The organism is Marinicellulosiphila megalodicopiae (genome assembly GCF_045862395.1).
Taxonomy (GTDB): domain Bacteria; phylum Pseudomonadota; class Gammaproteobacteria; order Pseudomonadales; family Natronospirillaceae; genus Marinicellulosiphila; species Marinicellulosiphila megalodicopiae.
The window spans coordinates 847,651-874,289 of sequence record NZ_AP023087.1; the positions used below are offsets into that span (position 1 = coordinate 847,651).

General features: G+C 36.2%; 24 protein-coding genes. 19 read left to right on the forward strand and 5 right to left on the reverse strand.

From position 1 onward, the window contains the following. Positions 1 to 9 precede the first annotated feature (9 nt). The 19 genes from mraZ to mutT all read left to right on the forward strand — a co-directional run bounded on the left by mraZ (position 10) and on the right by mutT (position 22,004). Positions 10 to 474, forward strand: a complete 465-nt coding sequence (mraZ, locus tag TYM08_RS03505) for a division/cell wall cluster transcriptional repressor MraZ (RefSeq protein WP_422381585.1) — start codon at positions 10 to 12, stop codon at positions 472 to 474. Beyond that, a complete protein-coding gene (rsmH, locus tag TYM08_RS03510; RefSeq protein ID WP_422381586.1) occupies positions 471 to 1,445 on the forward strand; it encodes a 16S rRNA (cytosine(1402)-N(4))-methyltransferase RsmH in 975 nt (324 codons plus the stop codon). Before mraZ ends, rsmH begins: the two co-directional genes overlap by 4 nt. After that, positions 1,446 to 1,724: a cell division protein FtsL gene (gene ftsL, locus TYM08_RS03515; protein WP_422381587.1), complete on the forward strand. Its 279-nt coding sequence runs from the start codon at positions 1,446 to 1,448 to the stop codon at positions 1,722 to 1,724. Next, on the forward strand, positions 1,725 to 3,374 hold the full coding sequence (locus TYM08_RS03520; RefSeq protein ID WP_422381588.1) for a peptidoglycan D,D-transpeptidase FtsI family protein: 1,650 nt from the start codon (positions 1,725 to 1,727) through the stop codon (positions 3,372 to 3,374). Continuing rightward, positions 3,371 to 4,855, forward strand: coding sequence for a UDP-N-acetylmuramoyl-L-alanyl-D-glutamate--2,6-diaminopimelate ligase (locus TYM08_RS03525; protein ID WP_422381589.1), 1,485 nt, complete (start codon positions 3,371 to 3,373; stop codon positions 4,853 to 4,855). Before TYM08_RS03520 ends, TYM08_RS03525 begins: the two co-directional genes overlap by 4 nt. After that, complete coding sequence (locus TYM08_RS03530; protein WP_422381590.1) at positions 4,842 to 6,236, forward strand: UDP-N-acetylmuramoyl-tripeptide--D-alanyl-D-alanine ligase; 1,395 nt, start codon at positions 4,842 to 4,844, stop codon at positions 6,234 to 6,236. The genes TYM08_RS03525 and TYM08_RS03530 overlap by 14 nt, the downstream gene beginning before the upstream one ends. Beyond that, the gene (mraY, locus tag TYM08_RS03535) at positions 6,217 to 7,299 is read left to right on the forward strand and encodes a phospho-N-acetylmuramoyl-pentapeptide-transferase (protein WP_422381591.1); all 1,083 of its coding nucleotides are present in this window, start codon (positions 6,217 to 6,219) and stop codon (positions 7,297 to 7,299) included. Before TYM08_RS03530 ends, mraY begins: the two co-directional genes overlap by 20 nt. A 2-nt stretch (positions 7,300 to 7,301) precedes the next feature. Then, positions 7,302 to 8,645: a UDP-N-acetylmuramoyl-L-alanine--D-glutamate ligase gene (gene murD / locus TYM08_RS03540; RefSeq protein ID WP_422381592.1), complete on the forward strand. Its 1,344-nt coding sequence runs from the start codon at positions 7,302 to 7,304 to the stop codon at positions 8,643 to 8,645. A gap of 5 nt (positions 8,646 to 8,650) precedes the next feature. Then, positions 8,651 to 9,817 carry a putative lipid II flippase FtsW gene (gene ftsW / locus TYM08_RS03545; protein ID WP_422381593.1) on the forward strand — a complete coding sequence of 389 codons (1,167 nt, stop codon included), beginning with the start codon at positions 8,651 to 8,653 and terminating at the stop codon, positions 9,815 to 9,817. Continuing rightward, positions 9,814 to 10,902, forward strand: a complete 1,089-nt coding sequence (gene murG, locus TYM08_RS03550) for an undecaprenyldiphospho-muramoylpentapeptide beta-N-acetylglucosaminyltransferase (RefSeq protein WP_422381594.1) — start codon at positions 9,814 to 9,816, stop codon at positions 10,900 to 10,902. The genes ftsW and murG overlap by 4 nt, the downstream gene beginning before the upstream one ends. Beyond that, positions 10,899 to 12,329 carry a UDP-N-acetylmuramate--L-alanine ligase gene (gene murC / locus TYM08_RS03555; protein WP_422381595.1) on the forward strand — a complete coding sequence of 477 codons (1,431 nt, stop codon included), beginning with the start codon at positions 10,899 to 10,901 and terminating at the stop codon, positions 12,327 to 12,329. Before murG ends, murC begins: the two co-directional genes overlap by 4 nt. Positions 12,330 to 12,416: 87 nt before the next feature. Next, positions 12,417 to 13,115, forward strand: a complete 699-nt coding sequence (locus tag TYM08_RS03560; protein WP_422381596.1) for a cell division protein FtsQ/DivIB — start codon at positions 12,417 to 12,419, stop codon at positions 13,113 to 13,115. Beyond that, complete coding sequence (ftsA, locus tag TYM08_RS03565) at positions 13,105 to 14,346, forward strand: cell division protein FtsA (protein ID WP_422381597.1); 1,242 nt, start codon at positions 13,105 to 13,107, stop codon at positions 14,344 to 14,346. Before TYM08_RS03560 ends, ftsA begins: the two co-directional genes overlap by 11 nt. Before the next feature lie 38 nt (positions 14,347 to 14,384). Then, positions 14,385 to 15,548: a cell division protein FtsZ gene (gene ftsZ / locus TYM08_RS03570; RefSeq protein WP_422381598.1), complete on the forward strand. Its 1,164-nt coding sequence runs from the start codon at positions 14,385 to 14,387 to the stop codon at positions 15,546 to 15,548. Positions 15,549 to 15,636: 88 nt separating this feature from the next. Further along, positions 15,637 to 16,551 (forward strand): UDP-3-O-acyl-N-acetylglucosamine deacetylase, encoded by a 915-nt coding sequence (gene lpxC, locus TYM08_RS03575; RefSeq protein WP_422381599.1) that lies wholly within the window; start codon positions 15,637 to 15,639, stop codon positions 16,549 to 16,551. 2 nt (positions 16,552 to 16,553) lie between these two features. Further along, positions 16,554 to 17,501 (forward strand): M23 family metallopeptidase, encoded by a 948-nt coding sequence (locus tag TYM08_RS03580; RefSeq protein ID WP_422381600.1) that lies wholly within the window; start codon positions 16,554 to 16,556, stop codon positions 17,499 to 17,501. Positions 17,502 to 17,687: 186 nt separating this feature from the next. Further along, positions 17,688 to 20,387, forward strand: coding sequence for a preprotein translocase subunit SecA (gene secA / locus TYM08_RS03585; protein WP_422381601.1), 2,700 nt, complete (start codon positions 17,688 to 17,690; stop codon positions 20,385 to 20,387). 13 nt (positions 20,388 to 20,400) lie between these two features. Next, positions 20,401 to 21,612 carry a bifunctional glutamate N-acetyltransferase/amino-acid acetyltransferase ArgJ gene (gene argJ, locus TYM08_RS03590; RefSeq protein WP_422381602.1) on the forward strand — a complete coding sequence of 404 codons (1,212 nt, stop codon included), beginning with the start codon at positions 20,401 to 20,403 and terminating at the stop codon, positions 21,610 to 21,612. Further along, complete coding sequence (gene mutT, locus TYM08_RS03595) at positions 21,612 to 22,004, forward strand: 8-oxo-dGTP diphosphatase MutT (protein WP_422381603.1); 393 nt, start codon at positions 21,612 to 21,614, stop codon at positions 22,002 to 22,004. Before argJ ends, mutT begins: the two co-directional genes overlap by 1 nt. On the opposite strand, the gene TYM08_RS03600 is transcribed toward mutT, so the two are convergent. Genes TYM08_RS03600 through pilB form a run of 5 tightly spaced genes read right to left on the reverse strand, consistent with a single transcriptional unit; the run spans position 21,980 to position 26,558 of the window. Further along, the gene (locus TYM08_RS03600; protein WP_422381604.1) at positions 21,980 to 22,177 is read right to left on the reverse strand and encodes a DNA gyrase inhibitor YacG; all 198 of its coding nucleotides are present in this window, start codon (positions 22,175 to 22,177) and stop codon (positions 21,980 to 21,982) included. The genes mutT and TYM08_RS03600 overlap by 25 nt on opposite strands. Next, positions 22,164 to 22,766 carry a dephospho-CoA kinase gene (coaE, locus tag TYM08_RS03605; protein ID WP_422381605.1) on the reverse strand — a complete coding sequence of 201 codons (603 nt, stop codon included), beginning with the start codon at positions 22,764 to 22,766 and terminating at the stop codon, positions 22,164 to 22,166. Before coaE ends, TYM08_RS03600 begins: the two co-directional genes overlap by 14 nt. Further along, entirely contained in the window at positions 22,763 to 23,656 is an 894-nt protein-coding gene (locus TYM08_RS03610; RefSeq protein WP_422381606.1) for a prepilin peptidase, read from the reverse strand. The genes coaE and TYM08_RS03610 overlap by 4 nt, the downstream gene beginning before the upstream one ends. Next, positions 23,653 to 24,870 carry a type II secretion system F family protein gene (locus tag TYM08_RS03615; protein ID WP_422381607.1) on the reverse strand — a complete coding sequence of 406 codons (1,218 nt, stop codon included), beginning with the start codon at positions 24,868 to 24,870 and terminating at the stop codon, positions 23,653 to 23,655. The genes TYM08_RS03610 and TYM08_RS03615 overlap by 4 nt, the downstream gene beginning before the upstream one ends. A 2-nt stretch (positions 24,871 to 24,872) precedes the next feature. Next, entirely contained in the window at positions 24,873 to 26,558 is a 1,686-nt protein-coding gene (gene pilB / locus TYM08_RS03620) for a type IV-A pilus assembly ATPase PilB (RefSeq protein WP_422381608.1), read from the reverse strand. Between the last annotated feature and the right edge of the window lie 81 nt (positions 26,559 to 26,639).

Below are 26,639 nucleotides of genomic sequence, written 5' to 3' on the forward strand. Positions count from 1 at the left end.
GAGTAGCGAATGGCCGATTCAGCGATCAGATTACGATTACGCGGAACCACGCCTTTGAATTTGGATTCAAAGGGCCGCTTTGCGCTGCCTACAAAGTACCGAGATACTATCAATGACTGCTGTGATGGGCAATTAGTAATGACAGTTGACCCTGCTGGCAGATGTCTACTTATTTACCCTGAACCTGTTTTTGAGCAAATTGAAGATGCGATATTAGATGCGCCCAATGCAACTGAAGATATGCGTAAACTAGAGCGAACAGTATTGGGGTGTGCAGAAAGTATCAAGCTTGACAGCGCTTCAAGATTGTTAGTTTCCCCCTATCTTCGTCAAACCGGTCAGCTAGATAAAAAGATGATCTTAACAGGGCAGGGTAATAAGTTTGAGTTGTGGAATGAAGAAAACTGGAATGAATATATGCAATCCCAAGTGATTCCAGAAATGTCCGATGCGATTAGGCAAATAAAGATATGAGTGCAGATCAAAATATGAGTACACAAGATACTTCTTTTGAATACAAACATGTAACCGTGCTTTTAAATGAAGCGGTGGATGCAATGGGAGTGGCAAAAGATACACATGAAGCCGTTTATATCGATTGTACATTTGGTCGAGGCGGGCATTCGAAGTTGATATTACAAACGGCAAATCCCAAAAGCAGATTGATTGGTATTGATAAAGACGATCGAGCAATTGAAACCGCAAACGAATTAGCGGCAAATGACGGACGCTTTAAAATTGTTAAAGACTCTTTTGCTCAACTAAAGCAAATTGCGACAGATGAAGGTTTGTTAGGTCAAGTTGATGCAATTTTGATGGATTTGGGGGTGTCATCACCACAGTTAGATGAAGCGGATCGCGGATTTAGCTTTATGAATGATGGTCCATTAGATATGCGTATGGATACTTCATCAGGTATCAGTGCCGCACAATGGGTGAATGAAACCGATGAAAACACAATGATGCATACGTTTTTCGATTATGGTGAAGAGAAATTTTCAAGACGCATTGCAAAAGCCATTTGTGAACATCGTGAAACCTCACCCTTTACACGTACAAAAGAATTGGCAGATGTCGTAGCAAAAGCGCATCCAAAATGGCAAAAAGGTAAAAATCCAGCCACTCGAATTTTTCAAGCAATCCGTATCAAAATCAATCAAGAACTGGATGATTTAGAGCAAGCGTTAGCAGATGTTTTAGATGTGTTAAAACCAGGTGGACGTTTGGTGGTGATCAGTTTTCACTCTCTTGAAGACCGAATTGTAAAACGTTTTATAAAAAGACAGTGTAAAGGGGATGAATTACCCCGTGGTTTGCCAGTATTTGACCAAGATCTAAATCAAACTATGAAAATGCAGGGTAAAGCAATTAAGCCGACGGCTCATGAAATAGATATTAACCCTCGTTCAAGAAGTGCAGTGATGCGAGCTGCCGTAAAACTTTAAATGTTTACACATAAGTTGATAGCCGTTGTGGTGTTAACGGCATTGGTTTTAATGAGCGCAATACTGGTCATTAAAGCCACTCATTCAACTCGAAATGCATTTGCATCCTTACAAGTTTTAAAAAAAGAATATAGAGAAGAGTTAGTCATCCAAACGCAGTATTTGTTAGAAAAAAGTACATTGCTATCACCTTCATTGTTAGAAAATTTAGCAATAGAAAAGTTTAAGATGCAAGTGCCTACTAAACAACAAATCCATATGATTGAGACGATTGAGTGAATGAATAAAATTTACGTATGGCGTTTTTATTTTGTATTAATTGTTTTGGCATTGCTTTTAGGTGTCATGCTTGCCCGTGCGTTAGATTTACAAGTATTAAATAAAGAATTTTACATTGAGCAAGGATTGCAGCGGTTCGAACGAGTCGAAGAATTTAAAGTAGCTCGTGGCAATATTGTTGACAGAAATGGCGAACCATTAGCCGTTAGTACTCCAGTTACCACTATTTGGGCGGATCCTCGAGAATTAAAACTAGAAGATTTGCCTGCTATTTCCAAGTTATCAGGTGTGCCATTAAGTGTTTTGAAAAATAGATACGATCCCAAAAAGCATTTTATTTACATCGCAAGACAATTAGCGCCTGCGGATGCAGATTTGTTAATGTCCCAAAAATTTTCAGGTGTTTACAGTGTAAATGAATTCAAACGTTTTTATCCAGCGGGGGAAATTATTTCTCAATTAATTGGATTTACGGATATTAATGATCACGGGCAAGAAGGATTAGAACTTGAATATGAAACACATTTATCAGGACACGATGGTTCGAAAAGCATTTTAAAAACTCGAAAAGGCGATGCCATTCGTGATGTAAAAATGATTGAAGAAGCACAAGCGGGTGAAGACATTCAATTAACTATTGATTTGCAACTTCAATATATTGCTTATAAAGAATTAAAAAAAGCCACAACAAAATTACATGCGCAATCAGGTTCAATTGTTATTTTAAATATTGAAAATAATGAAATATTAGCCATGGCAAATATGCCAAGTTTTAACCCAAATGATCGAGCAACATTAGAAGGCATTGGATTACGAAATCGAGTTTTGACTAATCAATATGAACCTGGCTCTGTAATGAAAACATTTACCCTGGCAGCGGCATTGGAATCTGGAAAATTTAATGAACAATCAATTATAGATGTAAAGCCAATGCGAATAAGTGGTCGAAGTACGGTATTAGAAGATCCAAGATATTATGGAGAAATCGATTTAGAAACCATATTGGCCAAAAGCTCAAATGTAGGTGTGACAAAAATCGCATTAGAATTGGGCGACCAACCAATGTGGCGAAAATTTTACGAATTAGGGTTTGGTCAATCCTCTGGTTTAGGTTTTCCTGGTGAAGTTACGGGGTATTTACCGAATCATGAAAAATGGCAAGAAGTGCAATTGTCATCATTAAGTTTTGGTTATGGCATTACTGTTACGCCTATGCAATTAGCACAAGCGACCTCAGTGATTGCAAATGAGGGGGTGAAATTACCAGTAAAATTATTAAAAAATAATCAATATCTTACCTCTGCACCTGAAACAGTAATGACAAAAAATAATGCAAAAATACTTAAAAATATGATGAAACAAGTAGTAGAAAAAGGGACAGGCAGTAAAGCTGCATTAAATAATTATTCAGTTGCTGGAAAAACAGGAACCGCTCGAAAGGTGAGTAGCGAGGGGTATATTGATGACCAGCACACAGCAACTTTTATCGGATTTGCTCCTGTTGAGGAACCAAAGATCGTTGTTGTCGTCGTAATCGATAGTCCACAAGGTGAACTATACGGCGGTGGTGCAGTTGCAGCCCCAGTTTTTTCAAGTGTTATGCAACAGGCGTTACCCCTTTTGAACGTGATTCCAAAGGAGGCAATATGAGTACAATAACTCCCTTTACTTTATCTGAATTAGAGCGATTTAATCCTATTTTTAGTGGATTAAAAACAAAAGTACTTGGCTTTCAATCAGACAGCAGAAAAGTGAAAAATGGCGATATTTTCATTGCATTAAAAGGCATGACAGTTGATGGTTTTTTATACGCTCTTCAAGCAGAGAATGCAGGTGCAGTTTGCATAATTAGCGATAGTGATTTTGCAAAAACACAACAAGATGGTTTATCTATTCCTGTTGTGTATGATGAAAGTATTCAAAAATGGTTACCTGAAGCAATAAAGTTGCTAACCAATATTAATGCGAAATTAATTGGTGTGACAGGTACAAATGGCAAAACTTCAATTACGCATTATATCGCTCAAGCAATAAATTTAATTGAGAAAAAAAATGATTGTTGTGTCATAGGTACTGCTGGCAATGGCGATATTCAAAACTTAACACCAAGTATTAATACAACGCCAGATATCTTAGATTTTTATGATTATGTTTTGCAATATCAAACGGATCATAATTATATTGCTGTTGAAGTATCCAGTCATGGTATTGCATTGAATCGCATTAAAGGTGTGGATTTTTCAGTTAAGGTGTTTAGTAACATCACCCAAGATCATTTAGATTTTCATTCGGATTTCAGTGAATATTTTCAAACAAAATCTGAATGGTTTTTAGAATCTAATGCAATTAAAGTTGTAAATGTCGATGATCCAAGATTACGTAGTTTAGTTTTAAAAAATAATTCAAATAAAATATTGAGTTATGGATTGAAGTTAGATTCAGATATCTGTGCAAAAAATATTGAGTATAAAGAGAAATCGATTGAATTTGATTTGTATATACATAAACAATTTATTGGGCGAACTGATATTAAACTGTTAGGTGAGTTTAATCTAAGTAATGTGCTTGCTTCAATTGCTGTTTTGGTCAGTTTAGATTTTAATTTAATTGAAATAATCTCAATTCTTCCAAAATTGAAATCTGTTTCTGGTCGAATGCAAATTTTTGAAAATACCAAGAATTTAGTCGTTGTGGATTATGCTCATACACCTGATGCATTAGAAAAATCTTTAAAAGCACTAAGAAATCAAACTAAAGGCCAGTTGTTTTGCGTGTTTGGCTGTGGCGGAGATCGAGATAAATCCAAGCGTCCTAAAATGGCAAAAGTAGCAGAAGATTTAGCGGATAAAATATTTATCACTAATGATAATCCGCGTTTTGAAAATCCAGAGTCCATTATTGAAGATATTCAATCTGGATTAAGTCTAAGTGGATTGGAAAAAACACAAGTGATATTAGATCGTAAAAAAGCTATTGAGTTAGCAATATCTCAGATGCAAGAAAAAGACGTGTTATTGGTAGCAGGAAAAGGCCATGAAGATTATCAAATTATAGGCAGTAAAAAAATTGATTTTTCAGATTTAAAAGTTGTTAGACAGCTTATGCAAGAGGTGTCAAATGATACCATTTAAGTTATCTGAACTTTTAAAAAATCTAGAAATTAAAATGCAATATGATCAAGATGCATTGATTTCACATATTACGATAGATAGTCGTGCTTGTATTGAAGGCTCATTATTTATTGCCATTAATGGAGAGAATAACGACGGACATAATTATGTGAAAAGCGCCGTAGAAAATGGTGCAAAAATTATTATCGTTGAAAAAAATATTGAACTTCAAGATAAAAATATTGTTTGTATTAAAGTTAAAAATACCATCCATGTAATGGCTGAAATCGCTAAACTAGTATTAAGGCATTTTGCTGGAAAAATAATTAGTCTGACAGGTAGTTGTGGGAAAACAACCACAAAACAAATGCTTGCCTCTATATGTGCTCAACAATTTAATACTCAATCAACAAAAGGGAATTTTAATAATTTTATCGGTGTGCCTTTAACGGTTTTTGATGTTGAGCAACAGCATGATATTTTAATTGCTGAATTAGGCGCAAATGCAAAAAAGGAAATTCAATATTTAAATAGTATTGTTAATCCAAATGTCGCTATTTTATTAAATGCCAGTGCCGCGCATTTAGATGGTTTTGAAGATCTAGAATCTGTGATAAAAACTAAAGGTGAAATCATAACTTCATCGGATCAAGATGCCATCATTGTATTAAATAAGGATGATCCTTCTTTTAGCCAGTGGTTGAATTCTGCAGGTGAAAAACAAGTGGTTACCTTTAGTAGTGTTGATTCCACAGCTGATGTATTTATCAAACAAGCTAATTATTTATCAGATCGATCAGAATTTACCGTTTCTGTTTTTGATCGAGACCTTATTTGTGTTTTAAAGGCACCGGGTAAGCATAATGTTCAAAATGCATTGGCAGCAATTAGCGCTGCCAGTAGTGTTGGAGTGTCTGATATCAATATAATTAAAGGTATTCATTTATTTGAAAACTGTAAAGGGCGTTTGCAAAGCATTCAAATTGAAAATGTTTCAATTTGGGATGACACCTATAACGCAAATCCTGCAAGCATTAAAAGCGCTGTGGATGTACTTGAATTACAAAACGGTTTAAATATTTTGGTTTTAGGTGATATGGCCGAAATGGACAGTCACATAGAACAATATTCACAAGAATTAAAAAAATACATTTCAAATAAGGTTGATTTTTTATTTACAGTAGGAAACCAATCGAAATTAATTTCATCGGATTTAGAATCTGCGAAACATTTTATAAAACAACAAGAATTAGTTGAGTATATTATTCAGTTAATCAAACTAAATAGCGCTTCCCAAATCAATATAATGGTGAAAGGTTCAAGAAGTGCAAAAATGGAAAATGTTGTGAGTCAACTTACTTTGTGTCTACAAGAGAATAGAAATGATTTATTGGTTAACTGAATATTTACAAAGATTTGATAGCAGCTTTGCAGCTTTTGACTCTATTACTTTACGAGCAACCTTAGCAGCGCTTACTGCATTAGTGTTTAGTTTGGTATTAGGTCCGAAAATGATCAAAAAATTAAAACATTACCAAATTGGTCAATCAATAAGAGATGACGGCCCACAATCTCATTTAAGTAAAGCCGGAACGCCTACTATGGGTGGGGCGCTAATATTAGTGTCTATGATATTTAGCACACTACTTTGGGCAGACTTAACTCAAAAATATATTTGGGTTGTGTTATTTGTGACAACGGGTTTTGGCATTATTGGCTGGGTAGATGATTATAGAAAAGTAGTTAAAAAAAACTCAGACGGTCTATCAGCTAAAGCTAAATTTTTCTTTCAATGTGTAGTGGGATTAATCGCATCAACTGTATTATATATTTATGCTCAAACCCCAGAAGGAACAACATTAATTTTTCCATTGATTAAAGAGTGGAGTATCAATCTAGGTATTTTCTTTATTTTCTTTAGCGCCTTTATGATTGTCGGGATGTCTAATGCGGTAAATTTAACTGATGGATTAGACGGTTTAGCAATTTTACCAACGGTTCTTGTGGCAGGTGCTTTAGGTGTATTTGCGTATGTGTCTGGTAATATTAATTTTTCAGAATATTTAAATGTTCCTTACATTATTGAATCTGGTGAGCTTTTAATTTTTTGCGGGTCAATAGTGGGAGCAGGGTTAGGTTTTCTTTGGTTTAACACCTATCCAGCACAGGTTTTTATGGGTGATGTTGGCTCGTTAGCACTTGGTGCTGCATTGGGTGTTGTTGCTGTTGTGGTTAGGCAAGAGATTGTATTGTTAATTATGGGGGGGGTTTTTGTAGCCGAAACATTGTCTGTCATTATCCAAGTGGCATCTTATAAATTAACAGGAAAGCGTGTTTTTAGAATGGCACCATTACATCATCATTTTGAATTAAAAGGTTGGGCTGAGCCAAAAGTGATTGTACGTTTTTGGATCATTACTTTAGTTTTAGTTTTGATTGGCCTGATTACACTTAAGTTGAGATAAAAATGAATTTAATAGTTTCAGATAAACAACGAATCATATTAGGGTTAGGTAAAACTGGTTACTCCTGTGTGAAGTTTTTATCTGAAAAAAATATACCGGTGCAAGTATGGGATACAAGAAAAAATCCTCCATTTTTAGATGAGTGTCGAAAAAATTTTCCAAATGTAAATATCATACTAGGTCCATTGAATGCTGAGCAATTATCTAGGTTTGATCAAATTGTTATCAGTCCTGGTTTACCGATGAATGATCCAGCGATTGTATATGCTAAACAACAGGGTTCAGAAGTTATTGGGGATGTTGATTTATTTGTTCAATATTGCAATGGGAAAATAGTCGCAATCACAGGTTCAAATGCTAAAAGTACTGTGACATCAATGGTAGGGCATTTGCTTGAAAGTATCGGACAAAAAGTAAAAGTTGGAGGGAATTTAGGTGTGCCAATGCTTGAATTGTTGGATATAGACACACAGGTTTATATTCTAGAGTTATCAAGTTTTCAACTAGAAACTACTCACGAACTTAATGCTGATGTTGCAACGGTTTTAAATGTATCTGAAGATCATATGGATCGTTACGATTCTTTTTCACAATATTATATGGCCAAACATCGAGTATTTAATGGATGTAAAAGTATTGTAGTAAATAGAGATGATGCATTATCTCAACCTTTGGTCTCTGATAAATATCCAAAAATTACATTTTCAAAAAATTCTCCTGATATCAATCAATATGGTTTAATTGAATTAGATTCAGCAATGTATTTAGCAAAAGGGTTTAATCCAATAATTGCTGTTTCTGAGTTGAATTTAATGGGACGACATAATTATTGTAATTATTTGGCTGCATTGGCTATTTGTGATTGTCTTAAATTTGAACCTAAACAATTTGTAAGTGCTCTGAGTAACTTTAAAGGATTAGCACATCGCTGCGAAAAAATACAAACTATTGATGACGTAATATTTATCAATGATTCAAAAGCCACTAATGTTGGTGCGACATTGGCTGCAATAGATGGTTTGAGTGATAAAAATATTCATTTAATTTTGGGTGGTGTGGGTAAAGGCGCTGACTTTTCTGCATTAAAACCTGCAATTGAGAAACAGGTTAAAAGTGTGGCAATTTTTGGTGAAAGCAAAAATGAATTATTTGAATTATTAAAACAAAACGTAAACGTAAACGTTACTTTGCAAAATGATTTGAAATCTGCGTTAAATTTTTTATTTAATACGGCAAAACCAAATGACGTGATTTTATTATCACCTGCATGTGCAAGCTTTGATATGTTTGAAAATTTCGAAGACAGAGGGAGTAAATTTGTTGAGTTAGTGGGGCAATTACAGTGACTCAAATGACACTAGAATCACCTTCAGATACTTTTAATATAAAAAATCTATATTTTGATTTTTGGTTATTAGTGCCAGTGATATCATTGTGTCTAATCGGGTTTACAATGGTTACTTCGGCATCAATGGATTTTGCAAATAGTAATTTAGGTAACCCGTATTATCATATGCAACGACATGGTATTTATCTTTTTTTAGGTCTTTTTAGTTTTGTTTTATTTTATTTACTTCCAATTAATTTTATAGAGAAATTTAGTTGGTTGGCCTTAATTGCATCATTCGCATTATTGATTTTAGTTTTAATACCTGGTATTGGAATGCGAGTAAATGGATCGATTCGTTGGATTAATTTGGGATTTTTTACTTTACAGCCTTCAGAGACAATGAAAGTTGCGATGGTTTTATACTTGTCCAGCTATTTAGTTAGACGTCAAGACGAAGTGCGCTCGCGTTGGTCGGGTTTTTTCAAGCCGATGACAATATTGGCATTTGTGGTTGTCCTGTTGTTGTTGGAACCAGATTTTGGGGCGTTCGTTGTTATTTTATCTGCTGTACTGGGTATGATGTTTTTAGCGGGTGTGAAAGCTGGGCAGTTTTTCCTCGTTATGGCCGGATGTGCTATTGCAGTGGCAATTATGGCTGTCTCACAAGAATATAGAATGCTTCGTTTATTAAGTTATTTAGAGCCTTGGTCACCTGAAAATGTATATGGTAGTGGATATCAATTGACACAGGCATTAATTGCATTTGGTCGAGGTGAATGGTTTGGTGTTGGGTTGGGAAATAGTATCCAAAAATTATTTTATTTGCCTGAAGCCCACACGGATTTTGTATTATCTATTTTTGCAGAAGAGTTTGGTTTGTTTGGTGTTGTGTGTTTATTTACGCTTTTTTCAGTGGTTGTTGGGCGAATTATGTTTATAGGTAAACAAGCTGAACAACTTGAATTATATTTTCAAGCGTATTGTGCATATGGTGTAGGCATCGTTTTGGCGATTCAAGCCATTATCAATATTGGAGTAAATACAGGAGTATTGCCGACTAAAGGATTAACGTTACCCTTTGTTAGTTACGGTGGCACCAGTATTTTAATTTGTTTAGGTGTAATTGGTTTAGTTTCAAATATATACCAAAGTGTAAAAATTGCAGAAAGTACTCAGGAGGTAATATGAAAAAACCCTCAGTACTTATTATGGCAGGTGGCACTGGAGGACATATTTTTCCAGCGATGGCAGTTGCGCAAGAATTTATTAATCAAGGTTGTGAAATTCACTGGTTGGGTGCAAAAAGTGGTTTGGAGCAAACATTAATTCCAGAAAAGAATTGGCCTTTATATAGTTTAAAAATTAGTGGGTTTGTAAATAAATCATTTATTAAAAAATGTTTTTACTTGGTTGAGTTAATACTGGCAGTTATACACGCCAAAAAAATTATTAAAAAAATCAATCCTGATATCGTCATCGGTTTTGGAGGGTTTCCAGCTGCACCAGGAGGAATAGCTGCAAAACTATCTGGAAAATGGTTGGCAATTCATGAACAAAATGCAGTGGCCGGTAAGACAAATCAATTATTAGCTAAATTTGCGCACCAAATACTAGAAGGGTTTCCAGGAGTTTTTGATCATGCATTAAATTCAGTTTATGTGGGTAATCCTATTCGCAGCGAAATTGAAAAAATTCGATGGGCCAAACAAGAAGGTGAATTTAATTTATTGATTGTTGGGGGGAGTTTGGGAGCTCGAGGCATAAACCATCTGATTCCTGATGTAGCGAATTTATTAGAGGGTTCAAAAATTAATATTTGCCATCAAGTTGGTCGAAATAATAAAGATGTGATTGAGCGCCTTTATCAAACTAACTGCCAAAACAGCAAAATTAATAATATTGAAGTCTTGGAATTTATTGATGATATTGCGTCTAAATATCAATGGGCGGATTTAATTGTGTGTCGTGCTGGTGCCAGTACTGTTTGCGAAATCAACCATGTTGGGTTACCTGCGATTTATATTCCGTATCCTTATCATAAAGATCAACAACAAATGAAAAATACGCAATATGTTGTAAATGCAAAAGGTGCTTTTGTGCATGAAGAATTTAAAACAAATTGCAATGATTTAGCTGATACAGTTAATTTATTAGTCAAAAATACAGAATTATTAAACGAAATGTCGAAACAGACATTAAGTTGTGCAAAACAAGACAGCGCAAAAATAATTACACAAAAATGCTTAACATTATCTAAAGAGTTTTATTTATGAATCAACAATTTCCTATTCCAGAAATGCGCAGAATTGGCCAAATTCATTTTATTGGTATTGGTGGCGTGGGGATGTGCGGAATAGCTGAAGTTTTATTAAATCAAGGTTATAAAATATCAGGCTCTGATTTAGCCATTTCTGCAAATACAGAGCGTTTAAAAAATATGGGTGCCACTATTTTTATAGGCCATAGATCAACGAATGTTGAATCAGCGGATGTGATTGTGGTATCAACGGCAATTGATAAAACTAATCCTGAAATTGAATACGCCTATGAACATTTAATACCTGTTGTTCGTCGTGCTGAAATGCTTGCGGAATTAATGCGTTATAGACACGGAATTGCAATTTGTGGAACACACGGAAAAACAACCACGACAAGTTTGATGGCGTCTATTTTTGCAGAGGCAAATTTAGATCCTACATTTGTAATTGGTGGCAGATTGAATGCAGCCGGAACCAATGCAAAATTAGGTAAGAGTCGTTATTTAGTTGCCGAAGCAGATGAAAGTGATGCTTCTTTTTTACATTTACAGCCAATGGTGAGTGTTGTAACAAATATTGATGCTGATCATATGGGAACTTATGGTGGTGATTTTGAAAAAGTAAAAGATACTTTTGTGCAATTTATTCATAATTTACCTTTTTATGGTTTGGCAGTTGTTTGTATTGAAGATAAAAATATCTGTGAAATTTTACCAAGATTTTCTAGGCCAATATTAACTTATGGTTTTTCAGAAAAGGCAGATTATTATGCTAAAAATATTGTCCAAAATGAATTTAAAACTTCTTTTGTTGCGCACCGTCCAAGTGGATTAGATCCTTTGAAAATAGTGTTAAATATGCCAGGGGAACATAATGTGTTAAATGCTTTAGCATGTATTGCTGTTGCTTCTGATGAAGGTGTGCATGACGATGCAATTGTAATTGGCTTGAATGAATTTGCAGGCGTTGGACGTCGATTTGAAGTGAAAGATTTTTGTCAAACACCTAAAGGCGAGGTGTTGTTAGTGGATGATTATGGGCATCACCCAAAAGAAGTTGAAGTGACGATAGATGCAATACGATCGGGATGGCCAAAGAAAAGATTGGTAATGATTTTTCAGCCTCACCGTTATTCAAGAACAGAAGAGCTATACGATGATTTTGTAGAGGTGCTTTCAAGGGTGGATGTGCTTTTATTATTGGAAGTTTATCCAGCGGGTGAACAGCCAATTTTAAATGCAGATGGGCGATCTTTGGCAAAAAGTATTCGAAAAAGAGGTAAAGTAGATCCGATATTTATTGATGATTTAGATAAAGTTTTTGATGTGTTATCTGATATTGTTGAAGGTGGTGATTTGGTTCTTACACAGGGTGCTGGAAATATCGGAATGCTTTCAAATTCAATCTTAGAAAGAAACTTAGGTTTTAATAAAGAGAAATAAAAATTGAGTGCAACAGGGGCTACAAAAAAAAATCAAAAAAAGCAAATTAATGGTTTGTCCTCGAAGGGTTATTTGTTAAAATATCCAATGATTATTTTTTTTGTATGTCTCTCTGTTTTTTTTATAAAAAAACAAGACTGGTTGTTGATAAAAACCGTCAATTTACCTAACGACGGTCAGTTTAAGTGTCAAGATTTTGTTGAGTTAGAGCTGTTGGCGCAAACTGCAATAAATAAAGATTTTATTGATTTTGAAATTTCAGAGTTTCATAAAAAAATTGAAAATTTAGATTGGATTAAATCAGCAGATATTCAATTTTTTTGGCCAAATGTATTAGAAATTTCAGTTGAAGAGTACAAACCAATAGCGGTTTGGAATAATCGTTACTTGTTGAACGAACAGGCTCAAATCTTGCCTCAAAGTTGTAATATGATTCCTGGTGTTGAATTAATCGGGCCTGAAGTTGGATTGAATGATCCAAAAACAGAAAATGAAAAAGTTTCAAATATTATGAATAGGTACCGCCAATTGGCTGTCCAGTTTTCATTTTTTAATATGGGCATAAGTCGCCTTGAATATAAAAAATATGGAAGTTGGGAGATTACATTGGATAGTAATTTAATTATTAAAATGTCAGACACACATTTTAATTTAGAGTTCGAAAGATTGTTGGTTTGGTTAAATTCGAATCATCATAAATTAATAGATATTTATAAAATTGATACTCGCTACCAACATGGTTTGATTGTTGGTAAAAAGCCAGTTGGAGCAAATGATGAGTCATAGCGCGCAAGGCAAACTAATTGTAGGTTTGGATATAGGAACCTCAAAAGTAGTTGCAATTGTCGGAACAGTTACCGCTGACGGCTCAATTGAAGTGATTGGGTTAGGCTCGCACCCTTCAAACGGCATGAAAAAAGGTGTCGTAATTAATATTGAGGCGACAGTAAATTCAATTCAAAGAGCAATTGAAGAAGCTGAATTGATGTCAGGATGTGATATACATTCTGTGTTTGTTGGTATTGCTGGAAATCATATTAAATCTTTGAGTTCTCATGGCGTAGTTGCTATTAAAGATAAAGAGGTGGTTGAGGCGGATGTTGAGCGTGTAATTGAAGCGGCTAAGGCAGTGGTGATTCCTGCTGACCAAGAAATTTTACATGTATTGCCACAAGAATATTTAATTGATAATCAAGAAGGTATTAAAGAGCCTTGGGGTATGTGCGGTGTGCGATTGGAGGCCAAAGTGCATTTGGTAACTGCTGCACTCAACGCTGTCCAGAATATTGAAAAATGTGTTAAACGTTGTGGGCTTGATGTGGATCAAGTTATTTTAGAGCAACTTGCTTCATCTCATGCCGTTTTAACTGTGGATGAAAAAGAATTAGGCGTATGTTTGGTTGATATTGGCGGTGGTACAACGGATATTGCAATATTTACAGATGGTGCAATAAGTCACACTGCTGTCATTCCCATTGCGGGCGACCAGGTTACAAATGATATTGCAATGGCGTTTGCAACTCCTACGCATCATGCAGAGGATATAAAAATCAAATATGCATGTGCGCTAGCTCGTCAAGTTGGTGAAAATGAATTGATTAAAGTGCCAAGTGTGGGAGATCGAGATGCAAGAGATTTAACACGTCAGGCATTAGCAGAAGTAGTTGAAGCAAGATTTGAGGAATTATTTCTATTGGTTCAGTCTGAAATTCGAAGAAGTGGGTTTGAAGATTTAATACCTGCGGGTATTGTTTTGACAGGCGGAACGGCAAAATTAGAGGGCGCGGTTGATTTGGCTGCTGAAGTGTTTCATGCATCAGTAAGATTAGCTTCGCCAACCGGTGTCACGGGGTTGACTGATATATTGTCAAACCCAATTTACTCAACTGGCGTTGGGTTGTTATTGCACGGTTTGGATCGCTTGGAAGGAAGTGGGTCGAAATCTGTTAATAAAAAAGAAGTCACAAAATTAGCTTGGATTGGTAAAGCTAAAAATTGGCTGGCAAATAATTTTTAATATTAGATTCATAAATTCTAATAAACGGAGCAAATGTTATGTCTACAGATTTTTTTGATTTAGTTGATGAGGAGCATCAAATCGCCAATATTAAAGTTATTGGTGTTGGTGGTGGTGGCGGAAACGCTGTTAAACACATGATTGATAACATGGTAGATGGTGTGGATTTTATTTGCGCCAATACTGATGCTCAAGCACTTCAAAATATGAATTGTAAAACCAATATTCAAATTGGTACAGCGGTTACTCGCGGTTTGGGTGCGGGCGCTAATCCTAAAATTGGCCGTGCAGCAGCAGAAGAGGATCGTGAAAGAATTCGTGATTCAATTGAAGGCGCGGACATGCTTTTTATTACAGCTGGCATGGGTGGTGGTACAGGTACAGGTGCTGCACCAATAATCGCTGAAGTTGCACGTGAATTAGGTATTTTAACGGTTGCTGTGGTGAGTAAACCTTTTGAATTTGAAGGTAAGCGTCGCATGGCATTTGCGGACGCGGGCATTGCAGAATTAAAACAATATGTTGATTCACTAATCACGATTCCAAATCAAAGATTGTTATCTGTATTGGATGCAAAAGTAACATTGGTTCAAGCATTTTCAGAGGCCAATAACGTTTTATTAAATGCCGTGCAAGGTATTGCGGATTTAATTATTAATCCAGGTATGATTAACGTCGATTTCGCCGACGTTAGAACCGTTATGTCTGAAATGGGTCAGGCAATGATGGGTACTGGTCGTGCAAGTGGTGAAGATCGTGCTGCACGTGCTACTGAGGCTGCTATTAGAAGTCCATTATTGGAAGGTGTTGATTTGCAAGGTGCTCGAGGTATTTTGGTAAATATCACAGCTGGTAGCGATTTGGGTCTTGGTGAGTACTCAGAGGTAGGTGATATTGTTAAAGAATTCGCATCCCCTGATGCGACCTGTGTAATTGGTATGGCAAATGACGACACGTTAGGTGATGAAATTATTGTTACTGTTGTGGCGACGGGTATTGGTGAAAAAGAACCTGCTCTAAAAGTGGTAGAAGCTAAGCCTGTTGTGAGTGAATCTGTTGCGAATAGCACTGTAAACTCCCATTCTGCACAGCCTCAAACACAGTCGGCAGCTCAGCCTACTCAAGCAAGAAGAGTGGATTTGAGTAACTCAAATCACGATCGTTTGGATATTCCAACGTTCTTAAGAAATCAGGCTGATTAACATTTTTTTAAATTCAATTTGCTTGATTAGAGAAATTTGATTAGTATCGCGCCCTTCCGTGCGAACACAAGGTACTAGTTAAAGTTTTATGATTAAGCAACGCACTTTAAAAAATTCTATAAAAGCTACAGGTGTAGGACTGCATTCGGGTGAAAAAATTTATTTGACCCTCAATCCTGCTCCGGTTGATTCAGGTATTGTTTTTCGCAGAACAGACCTTACACCTGTAGTTGATATTTCGGCAAAAACAGAAAATGTTTCTTGTACGACTCTATCCACCACTTTACAAAATGGCGATGCGACAGTTGATACTGTTGAGCATTTATTATCTGCGCTAGCAGGTTTATCTGTCGATAATGTAATTATTGAGTTAAGTGCTCAAGAAGTACCAATTATGGATGGCAGTTCTAGCCCTTTTGTTTTCCTAATTCAGTCTGCTGGTCTAGTTGAGCAGAACGCTGTTAAAAAATTCATCAAAGTTAATAAAGTTGTACGTGTTGAAGACGGCGATAAGTTTGCCCAATTTACTCCATTTGAAGGATTTAAAATATCTTTCGGAATTAATTTTGAACACCCAGTTATAAAAACAAAAAAACAATCACTTGAGTTGGATTTTTCAAGCACTGCTTATGTGAAAGAAATCAGTAGAGCGCGTACTTTTGGCTTTATGAGTGATTTTGAAGCATTAAGAAGTAATAATTTGGCTTTGGGTGCTAGTGTTAAGAATGCAATTGCTGTTGATGATAGGCAAGTTTTAAACGAAGATGGACTTCGAGATGATGAGGAATTTGTTAAACATAAAATATTAGATGCCATTGGGGATCTATATTTACTGGGCTACGGTCTTGTTGGGCATTTTGAAGGCTACAAATCTGGACATAGTTTAAACAATCAATTACTGAAAAAACTTCTTTCAAATAATGATAATTGGGAGTTTGTCACCTATGATTCAGAAGAAGATCTACCAATTTCATATACTTCGTTGTTAAGCGCTGGGGCGTAAAAATGCATTTAATTGTAGTTAAAAATCGTTATGGGGATTCCGCAATCCTATCTAGTCGTGTGTTAGTCGGGCTGGGTGTGATTATCTCAATGCTATTAATTGCAATTATTGTTTTTTCCTTCAATTATATCCAATTAACAAATGCGGTATTAAGTTATCAAGATCTTGAACAAAAAAATCAGCATCTTGAATCACAATTAGTTAAGCAAAAAAATGAAAACGTTATTCAGTCCAATGCTTACCGTCAGCATATTGATGCATTTGGGGTTCGCTTGGCGCAATTGCAATCTGAAGTCACGCGAATGAATGCGCTTGGTGAAAGGCTTGTTGAAGTTGCAGGTATCAGCACAGAGGAATTTAATTTCCAAGCTCTTCCTGCTACAGGTGGTCCAATCGCAGAAAGTGGTGTGGATGATGTATTTTCATGTAGTCCTGAAACGTTATCAGATGAAATGTATTTATTAAATAATGCTTTAGTTTCTCAAGCGGATAAAATTAACGTCTTGTCTCGTTTTATTGAAGATAAAGATATATTTGCTCAAAGTTATATTTCTGGACGGCCAATTACAGACTCAAAAGGTTGGTTGTCGTCTCGATTTGGAAAGCGCAAAGATCCATTTGAAAATAAAATAGCGATGCATAAAGGGGTGGATTATGCTGCAGCTGAAGGAACAGATATTATTTCAACTGGAGCCGGTGTTATTACTTGGGCTGGAAAAAGATACGGCTACGGTAATCTTGTTGAGGTGAATCACGGGAATGGGATTGTAACAAGGTACGGGCATGCAAAAGCTATTTTAGTTCAAACTGGTGATATAGTTGAAAAAGGCAGTCCAATTGCATTGGTTGGAAATACAGGTCGCTCAACTGGGCCTCATATCCATTACGAAGTACTCATAAATGGCGCTCAGGTGAATCCTGAAAAATACTTGATTAGAGATGCACTTTAATCAAACACCTTAATTAAATCATTCAAAATCACATGAAAAAGCAACCGCATCTAGGTTGTTTTTTTCGTTATGGGAACTATATAACTTAAAAATCTAAAAAACCGTCTTGTTAGCGTAATTTCGCAAGACTTCAAATGCGGACTTCGATATAGTTACGCTCAAAATAATTGATGTTGAAATACCATTATGTTTACTTCCATTGTTAAAAAAATAGTCGGCACAAAAAACGATCGTGTCGTAAAAGCGTTAATGAAAACAGTTCATCAAATAACAGCATTAGAGCCTCAAATGCAGGCGTTAACGGATGAACAATTAAAAGCAAAAACCAACGAATTTAAAGAGAGATTCAAAAATGGAGAAACCCTTGATCAACTTATGATTGAGGCGTTTGCTGTGTGTCGTGAAACCGGTTTTAGAGTAATGGGAATGCGTCATTTCGACGTTCAATTATTAGGTGCAATGGTGCTTAATGAAGGTAAAATTCCTGAAATGCGAACGGGTGAGGGTAAAACACTTGTTGCAACATTAGCGGTTTACTTGAATGCGCTTTCTGGAGAATCAGTGCATGTTGTCACGGTCAATGATTACCTAGCAGCACGTGATGCAAATTGGATGCGTCCACTGTACGAAGCATTAGATTTAACTGTTGGAATTGTTGTAAGTCAGCAAGATTCAGCTTCCAAAAAAGAAGCCTATAAAGCAGATATTACTTACGGAACAAACAATGAATTTGGCTTTGATTATCTGCGCGATAACATGGCATTTTCAATTGATGATAAAAATCAAAGAGGCTTTGGTTTTGCAGTAATTGATGAGGTTGATTCAATTTTAATTGATGAGGCTAGAACACCTTTAATTATTTCAGGTGCAGCAGAAGACAGCAGCAAAAAATACACACAAATAAATCATATTATTCCATTTTTGGAACGTGGCGAATTAAACGAAGCTGAAAAAACAACAACGGGCGATTTTGTTCTTGATGAAAAACATAGAAGCATTGAGTTAACAGAAGAAGGTCATGAAAAAGTTGAACAATTATTAGTAAGTAATAAATTATTACCTGAAGGTGAAAGTCTATATTCTTCGGGTAATCTAGGTTTATTACACCATGTTCAAGCAGCAATCAAAGCACATCACGTTTTTAATAAAGATGTAGATTACATTATTCAAGACAATGAAGTTGTTATTGTTGATGAACACACAGGGCGCACAATGCCTGGGCGTAGATGGAGTGAAGGTATTCACCAAGCCATTGAAGCTAAAGAAAACTTAGTAATACAACGTGAAAATCAAACCCTCGCTTCGACTACTTTCCAAAACTACTTTCGATTGTATAAAAAACTTTCAGGTATGACTGGTACTGCCGATACCGAAGCATTTGAATTGAAACAAATTTATGGTCTTGATGTGGTTGTTATTCCTACAAATACACAAGTTCAGCGAATAGACTACAACGATTTGATCTTCTTATCACAAGAAGATAAATACGCTGCAATTGTAAAAGACATCATTGAAACTACAAAAGCAGGAAGGCCTGTATTAGTTGGCACGGCTTCGGTTGAATCTTCAGAATTAGTCTCGAAAGCATTAACTAAAGCAAAAATTAAACATAGCGTTTTAAATGCAAAACAACATGCTAATGAAGCGCATATAATTGCCCAGGCGGGTAAAGCTGGATCGGTAACAATTGCAACTAATATGGCTGGCCGTGGGACGGATATTGTTTTAGGTGGTAATTGGAAGGCAGAAGTTGAAAGCTTAACCAACCCAACTGATGAGCAAATTAAAGCAATTAAATCTCAGTGGCAAAAAGATCACGACGCTGTAATTGCAGCCGGTGGATTGCATATTGTTGGTACAGAGCGTCACGAATCACGCCGTGTAGATAATCAATTGCGTGGTCGTTCTGGTCGACAAGGGGACCCTGGCTCTTCGCGTTTTTATATTTCACTTGATGATAATTTAATGCGTATCTTTATGTCTGATGGTGTAAAAAACTTCATGCGTAAAATTGGTGAAAAAGGCGAAGCGATTGAAGCGAAAATGGTAAATAACGCCATTGAAAAATCCCAGAAAAAAGTTGAAAACCGTAACTTTGATATTCGTAAATCATTATTAGAATATGATGATGTATCAAATGACCAGCGTACGGTTGTGTATGAGCAACGTGATGAATTATTAGAGGTACCAGATATTTCTGATTTGATTGATACCGTTAGAGTCAGTGTGATGAATGCTCGTATTGATGAATTTGTACCTCATCAATCGTTACGTGAACAGTGGGACATAGCAGGGGTGCAAACTTCATTACACCGTGAATTTGGTATTGAAGAAGATGTAAAAGCTTGGCTAGAAGATGATCATTTCACTGAAGCGAAATTACGTGAAAAAGCTTTGGCTTTAGCGCTTCAAAATTATAAAAATAAAGAAGAAGTTGCGGGTGCTGAAAATATTCGTAAATTTGAAAAACACGTAATGCTTCAAGTACTTGACCAGCACTGGAAAGATCATTTATATGCTATGGATCATTTACGTCAAAGCATACAATTACGTGGTTATGCACAAAAAAATCCAAAACAAGAATTTAAACGTGAGGCATTTGAATTATTTCAGCAAATGCTTGTGTCTGTTAAAACCGATACCATTCGTTTACTTAGTAATATAAAAGTGCAATCTCAAGAAGAGGCAATGGAAGCTGAGCGTTTAAAACGTGAAGCATTAAAAGAAAAAATGAATTTTAAACATGCTCAAGCAGATGAGGCGTCTCAAGAGCAGGTTCAAGAAAAAGCACAACCTGTAGTTGCCCAGAAAAAGCCTGGTCGAAATGAAGAATGCCCTTGTGGCTCAGGTAAAAAATATAAACAATGTCATGGTAAATTAGCATAATAGGTGTATTGGTATGGCGATAGGTAACGGGTTAGTTGATCCAGTAACTCCAATCAATGGAGTAAAATTTTGTGTCACACAAGCTGGGGTTAAATATAGTAATCGTGACGATTTGGTTGTAATTGCATTAAGTGAGCAAACCATTTCAGCAGGTGTGTTTACTACCAATAAATTTTGTGCCGCTCCAGTGCACATTGCTAAAAAGCATCTTTGTGAAGCAAAGCCTAAATATCTGTTGATCAACACAGGTAATGCAAATGCAGGAACTGGCAAGCAAGGCTTGAAAGACGCACAAACATCCTGTGAATTATTAGCTAAGCAGCTGGGTTGTAACAGTAATGAAATTATTCCGTTTTCAACAGGTGTGATTGGCGAGTATTTGCCAATGGCAAAAATTGAAACAGCGATTTCAAATTTACCAGCGGTTTCTGATTTTAAAGATGATCATGCTCGTGCTGCAAAAGGAATTATGACAACGGATACTCGCCCAAAAGCCGCTAGTATTGATTTTGAGATTGAAGGTCAAACGATCACAATTAGTGGTATGACTAAAGGTTCAGGCATGATCAAACCAAATATGGGAACCATGCTTTCGTTTATTCAAACTGATGTCGATGTATCTCAAATTGATCTGCAAGCATTATTGCTTCGTGCAACCAATCAATCATTTAATAGAATTACCGTTGATAGTGACACCTCCACAAATGATGCCTGTGTATTATCTGCCACCGGCTCTTCTGGAGTGGTGCTAAATGAAAACACACTGGAAATTTTCGAAACTAAATTAATAGAGTTGATGCAGACTTTGGCCCATGAGATGGTTCGTGATGGCGAAGGTGCAAGTAAATTTATAGAGATTAAAGTTAAAAATGCAGCCTCAAATGCCGATGCGTTATCTATCGCTTACAGTGTTGGACACTCGCCATTAGTTAAAACAGCTATTTCAGCATCCGATGCTAATTGGGGAAGAATCTTAATGGCGGTTGGTAAGGCTGACGCCGGTTCACTTGATGTTGATCAAGTAGATGTGTATTTGGATGATGTGTGTATTGTGCAAAATGGACAAAAACATCCTGATTATACGGAACAAAAAGGCGCAGCAGTATTTGCAAAAGAAGAATTCAGTATCATTGTCGATTTGAAGTTAGGTGAAAGCGAAGAATGTATCTGGACTTGTGATTTGTCCTATGAATACATTCGAATCAATGCTGAGTATCGCAGCTAATGATCAGTGTTGCGGTAGGTGTGATCGTATCTAATAAACAGGTATATCTTACCTATCGTAATGCAACACAGCATCAAGGAGATAAATGGGAGTTTCCTGGCGGAAAGTTTGAGCTAGGAGAAACAGGTAAGGATGCATTAAAAAGAGAATTATTCGAAGAGGTTGGCATTATCGTCAAACAAGCTCAACCCTTGACTCAAATTACCCATGACTACGGTGATAAGTCCGTGTTGTTAGATGTCTATATTGTCGATGAATTTGAAAACGAACCTAAAGGAAAAGAAGGACAGCACGGAAAATGGTTAGATATTAAAAAATTAGACCCGTTAGCGTTTCCAAAGGCAAATATCGAAATTATAAAAATGCTTCAATCTTCGTCATATTCTGCCTGAGTTTGGTTTAGCATACTTTCTTGTGCTGGAATTGCGTAACCATCACTTGCCCACGAATTAAAATCAATTAATTTACAGCGTTCACTACAAAAAGGTCGAAATGCATTGCTTGTATCGTATGCATGGCTTTTTTGGCATTCTGGACATTTTACCATTGTGTTAGTTTTGGTCATGGCTTAAACCCTTTAATATGTGTGTATGTTGATTCAATATGGATTGTTTGAAATCATTTAAGATTGCGTTGTTGCGAATAATTATATCAGCACGCAAGCGCTTTTCTTGTGATGGAAGCTGAGAATTTACAATATTATAAGCAGTTTGTTCATCGCATTGATCTCGTTGCATGATTCTGGCGACTTGCAATTCAGGATCAGCATCAATCAGCCAGGTAATATCACATAATTTATCAAGATTGTTTTCAAATAATAATGGTGCACAAAGCACTGTATATTGATTGGTTTTTGAGTTTGCTAATGCGCTTAATATTAATTGATGAATCGCTGGGTGGGTGATGCTGTTTAATAATTTGATATTTTTTGAGCTGGCAAACGCTTTTTGTCTTAATATGGATCGATCAAGCGTACCATTAATTAATATATCGTCACCAAATGATTCTGCTAGTTTTTGCAAAATAGGATGATTAGGTTCGGTAATCTGTCGAGCAATAATATCCGCATCGACAATTGGAATATTTAAGTCTTGTAAAATTGAACATGCGGTGGATTTGCCAGAGGCAATGCCACCTGTTAAGCCAATGATCATATTTGAGGGAAAATAACAGCAAGAATTTCTGTTGCAAAAAAGATATATAAAAACGCAGCACCGCAAAGATACGGACCAAATGGCAATGTGGTTTTTTCAATGGATTGTTTTTGAACGGTTAAAATAATAATGCCAACAATCGCACCGACTACGGATGATAAAAGAATAATCGGAATTAATGCTTTTAATCCAAACCAAGCGCCAAAGGCGGCAAATAACTTAAAATCACCAGCGCCCATGCCTTCTTTACCGCGAAGTACTTTATACAAAAAAGTAATTGTCCATAAACTTAAATAAGCAACCGCAGCTCCATAGATACTGTCTAAAAGACTGACACTGTTTAGCAAGTCAGAACTTAAAATTTGTGGTTGTGTATGAATTAAAATACCAATCCACATTAAAGGTAATGTCAGACTATCAGGTAATAATTTTTCATCCGCATCAATCATTGTCATGCTGATTAATATAAATAAAAATAAGATCAATAATACAGAATCAATTGTAACGCCAAACTGATATGCGATTAGCGTTGAAAGCGCAGCTGTAATCAATTCAATGATTGGATAACGAGGGCTGATTGAAACTGAGCAACTGGCACATTTACCTTTAATCAACATATACCCAATAATCGGTAAATTATGCCAAGGCTTAATAGGCGTATTACAATGAGGGCAGTGAGAGTTTGGCGTTGCTAAATTAAACGTCTCAGAATCTTTTTCCTCATGAGGGTTTTTCGTTTCAAGAAATTCAGAACATTCACAACGCCATTGGCGTTTCATTATTTCAGGTAAACGATAAATAACTACGTTTAAAAAACTGCCGACTAATGCAGAAAATACAAAAACACAAATCAACCATATGAATAAACTTTGTTGAAATACTTCAATCATCCAACTACTTTCCCCATTTGGAAAATTGGCAGATACATCGCAATTACAAGCCCACCAATTACTACACCTAAAAATGCCATAATCAATGGCTCCATCATTGAGGTTAGCCCTTCAACAAGCTGGTCAACTTCTTCTTCGTAAATTTCAGCTGCTTTATCTAGCATTTCATCAACTGCACCAGATTGTTCACCAATTGCAATCATTTGTACTAACATTGGTGGGAAAAGATTAGTTTCTTTAATTGCCACGTTTAACTCTACACCAGTTGATACCTCGTCTCTAGTTCTTAAAATTGCAGATTCGTAAACATAGTTTCCTGAAGCGCCAGCTGCCGATTCAAGCGCATCAATGAGTGGAACACCTGCCGCAAAAGTAGTGGATAATGTGCGAGCAAAACGTGCATAGGCGGATTGTTTGAAAATATTGCCTAGAATTGGCACTTTTAAAGAATATCGTTCCCAGTTCTGACGAAATTTAATAGATTTTTGTAGGGCGAAAGATAACGAAATACTAAAAGTTACAATGAATAATAATAATTTCCACCAATTATTAATCATCCAATCCGATAACATGACTACTACTTGAGTTGGAACTGGTAAATCTGCTCCAAAACTTGAAAACATATCACCAAATACAGGAACTACTTTCATTAAAAGGATCGTTGTAACAATACCTGCAATTATTAATATCGTAATAGGATATTTAACTGCTGATTTTACTTTTCGTTTGATACTTTCAGATTTCTCTTTGTAAATCGCTATTCGATCAAGCATCGTTTCCAAAGCACCAGATTGCTCACCTGAATCAACTAAAGAACAGAATAAATCATCAAAATATTTAGGTTGTCCTTTTAAAGCGCTTGCAAATGTACCGCCAGAGGAAACTTCATTTCGTAAAGAATTGACCATTTCTGTCAATGCTGGGTTTTGACTGCCTTCAGCGACAATTTCAAAAGCTTTAACTAATGGCACGCCTGCTTTCATCATTGTGGCCATTTGGCGAGTGAATAATGCAATATCGGAGGCGCTAATTGACGAGCCAAGGCTTAAATTAAATTCTTTAGGTTTTTTCTTAACGGATGGGTTCGCGATCCCTTGTTTTCTGAGTTGCGCTTTCACAACGTTGACGTTTGTACCTGTTACTTCACCTTTCTTTTTTTTGCCAGACTTGTCGGTGCCGCTATAGGTAAATATTACTTCTTTGATCGCTGCCATAATTAATCCTCGTTTGTCACTCGGTTGACTTCTTCAACACTGGTTATACCTTGGGTTACTTTTACAAGGCCAGATTTTCTTAAGCTATTAAAGCCTTCTTTTTCAAATTGTTCATTAAGCTCAATTGCATTGCCGTCTTCCATTATTATTTTGGAAATACTTGGGGTGATTTTCACTACTTCATAAATCCCCACCCGACCTTTATAACCATTGGTGCAAGAAGAACAACCAACAGGCTCAAAAATAGTCGCATTTTCTAGCATTGCTTCGGTAAAGCCTAATTGTTGCAAACTTTCTTTTGGGTATTCTGTTGGTTTTTTACATGAAGAGCATAAACGCCTACCAAGACGTTGTGCAATGATTAAATTGACTGTAGTTGCAATATTGAAAGTTGGAACCCCCATATTTACCATACGAGTAATGGTTTCTGCTGCACTATTTGTATGCAGTGTCGACATCACCATATGACCGGTTTGTGCAGCTTTAATAGCAATTGACGCAGTTTCCAAATCACGAATCTCACCAACCATAATAATATCAGGATCTTGACGTAAAAACGCACGTAGTGCCATGCCAAAATCTAATCCGACTTTTGGGTTAACATTAACTTGGTTGATGCCTTCTAAGTTGATTTCTACCGGATCTTCTGCTGTGGATATATTACGATCTTCAGTGTTGAGTATATTAAGACCTGTATAAAGTGAAACGGTTTTACCAGAACCAGTAGGCCCAGTTACTAATATCATGCCTTGTGGTTTAGATAGGCAATCCATATACATATCTTTTTGTTCAGGCTCATACCCAAGTGCGTCAATGCCCATTTTGGCACTTGATGGATCTAAAATACGTAATACGATCTTTTCGCCAAATAGCCCAGGCAGTGTACTTACACGAAAATCAATGGATTTTTTTGCTGAAACTTTTAATTTGATACGGCCATCTTGTGGCGCGCGACGCTCTGCAATATCTAAGTTAGACATGACTTTTAATCGAGCAGCGAGTTTTTTTGTGAGAGCCACAGGAGGCTTTGACATGGTGCGTAAAACTCCATCAACACGAAACCTGACTCGATAGGATTTTTCATAGGGTTCAAAATGTAAATCTGATGCCCCTTTTTTGATGGCTGATAACAGCATTTGGTTAACAAATTTAACTACAGGCGCATCATCCGCGGCATTGTGGTCATCGTCTTTATCGGCTTGTTCTTCTACAACATCAAGGCCTTCAACATCTTCATCCAAATCATCAAAGCTGTCATCATCGTCATCTTCATAACCTTGAATGTATGCTGTTAGTTTGTCTTCTTCAACTAATACACCTTCAGTGCTTAAGCCGGTATGAAATTTGATTTCATCAAGCCCAACTAAATTGGTGGGGTCTGAGATACCAACAAAAAGGCGACTACCACGTTTGAATAATGGGATTGCATGATGTTGCTGTACTAATTCATTAGACACAATTTCACGATCAATACTTTCAGGATCAAAAGCATCTAAGTCAAATAATGGGGTGCCAAATTCATCAGCCGTACTAATAGCTAAATCTTTAGCATTAGCTATACCCTTGGATACCAAATAAGTAATTAATGCTTGTTTTTCAATTTTTGCTTGATTACTTGCTTCTAAAGCTTCATTTTCAGAAATTATCTGATCTTGAACAAATCGCCTCGCTAGGCCGCCGATAGACATTTAATTAGTTACCTTAGTGTTTTGATGTTTAAGTATAGTAACTGATGTATATTTTATTTGCTAAATTTGAAGGTCTAAATT

Excerpts from the sequence above, each read along its gene's own strand:
- rsmH (WP_422381586.1), top strand. The coding sequence starts at position 471 with ATGAGTGCAGATCAAAATATGAGTACACAAGATACTTCTTTTGAATAC.
- TYM08_RS03580 (WP_422381600.1), top strand. The coding sequence starts at position 16,554 with ATGCATTTAATTGTAGTTAAAAATCGTTATGGGGATTCCGCAATCCTA.
- lpxC (WP_422381599.1), top strand. The coding sequence starts at position 15,637 with ATGATTAAGCAACGCACTTTAAAAAATTCTATAAAAGCTACAGGTGTA.
- TYM08_RS03600 (WP_422381604.1), bottom strand. The coding sequence starts at position 22,177 with ATGACCAAAACTAACACAATGGTAAAATGTCCAGAATGCCAAAAAAGC.
- argJ (WP_422381602.1), top strand. The coding sequence starts at position 20,401 with ATGGCGATAGGTAACGGGTTAGTTGATCCAGTAACTCCAATCAATGGA.
- TYM08_RS03520 (WP_422381588.1), top strand. The coding sequence starts at position 1,725 with ATGAATAAAATTTACGTATGGCGTTTTTATTTTGTATTAATTGTTTTG.
- TYM08_RS03610 (WP_422381606.1), bottom strand. The coding sequence starts at position 23,656 with ATGATTGAAGTATTTCAACAAAGTTTATTCATATGGTTGATTTGTGTT.
- ftsA (WP_422381597.1), top strand. The coding sequence starts at position 13,105 with ATGAGTCATAGCGCGCAAGGCAAACTAATTGTAGGTTTGGATATAGGA.
- mutT (WP_422381603.1), top strand. The coding sequence starts at position 21,612 with ATGATCAGTGTTGCGGTAGGTGTGATCGTATCTAATAAACAGGTATAT.
- murG (WP_422381594.1), top strand. The coding sequence starts at position 9,814 with ATGAAAAAACCCTCAGTACTTATTATGGCAGGTGGCACTGGAGGACAT.
- coaE (WP_422381605.1), bottom strand. The coding sequence starts at position 22,766 with ATGATCATTGGCTTAACAGGTGGCATTGCCTCTGGCAAATCCACCGCA.
- ftsL (WP_422381587.1), top strand. The coding sequence starts at position 1,446 with ATGTTTACACATAAGTTGATAGCCGTTGTGGTGTTAACGGCATTGGTT.
- murD (WP_422381592.1), top strand. The coding sequence starts at position 7,302 with ATGAATTTAATAGTTTCAGATAAACAACGAATCATATTAGGGTTAGGT.
- ftsZ (WP_422381598.1), top strand. The coding sequence starts at position 14,385 with ATGTCTACAGATTTTTTTGATTTAGTTGATGAGGAGCATCAAATCGCC.
- murC (WP_422381595.1), top strand. The coding sequence starts at position 10,899 with ATGAATCAACAATTTCCTATTCCAGAAATGCGCAGAATTGGCCAAATT.
- TYM08_RS03560 (WP_422381596.1), top strand. The coding sequence starts at position 12,417 with ATGATTATTTTTTTTGTATGTCTCTCTGTTTTTTTTATAAAAAAACAA.
- TYM08_RS03525 (WP_422381589.1), top strand. The coding sequence starts at position 3,371 with ATGAGTACAATAACTCCCTTTACTTTATCTGAATTAGAGCGATTTAAT.
- ftsW (WP_422381593.1), top strand. The coding sequence starts at position 8,651 with ATGACACTAGAATCACCTTCAGATACTTTTAATATAAAAAATCTATAT.
- mraZ (WP_422381585.1), top strand. The coding sequence starts at position 10 with ATGGCCGATTCAGCGATCAGATTACGATTACGCGGAACCACGCCTTTG.
- TYM08_RS03530 (WP_422381590.1), top strand. The coding sequence starts at position 4,842 with ATGATACCATTTAAGTTATCTGAACTTTTAAAAAATCTAGAAATTAAA.
- pilB (WP_422381608.1), bottom strand. The coding sequence starts at position 26,558 with ATGTCTATCGGCGGCCTAGCGAGGCGATTTGTTCAAGATCAGATAATT.
- secA (WP_422381601.1), top strand. The coding sequence starts at position 17,688 with ATGTTTACTTCCATTGTTAAAAAAATAGTCGGCACAAAAAACGATCGT.
- mraY (WP_422381591.1), top strand. The coding sequence starts at position 6,217 with ATGATTTATTGGTTAACTGAATATTTACAAAGATTTGATAGCAGCTTT.
- TYM08_RS03615 (WP_422381607.1), bottom strand. The coding sequence starts at position 24,870 with ATGGCAGCGATCAAAGAAGTAATATTTACCTATAGCGGCACCGACAAG.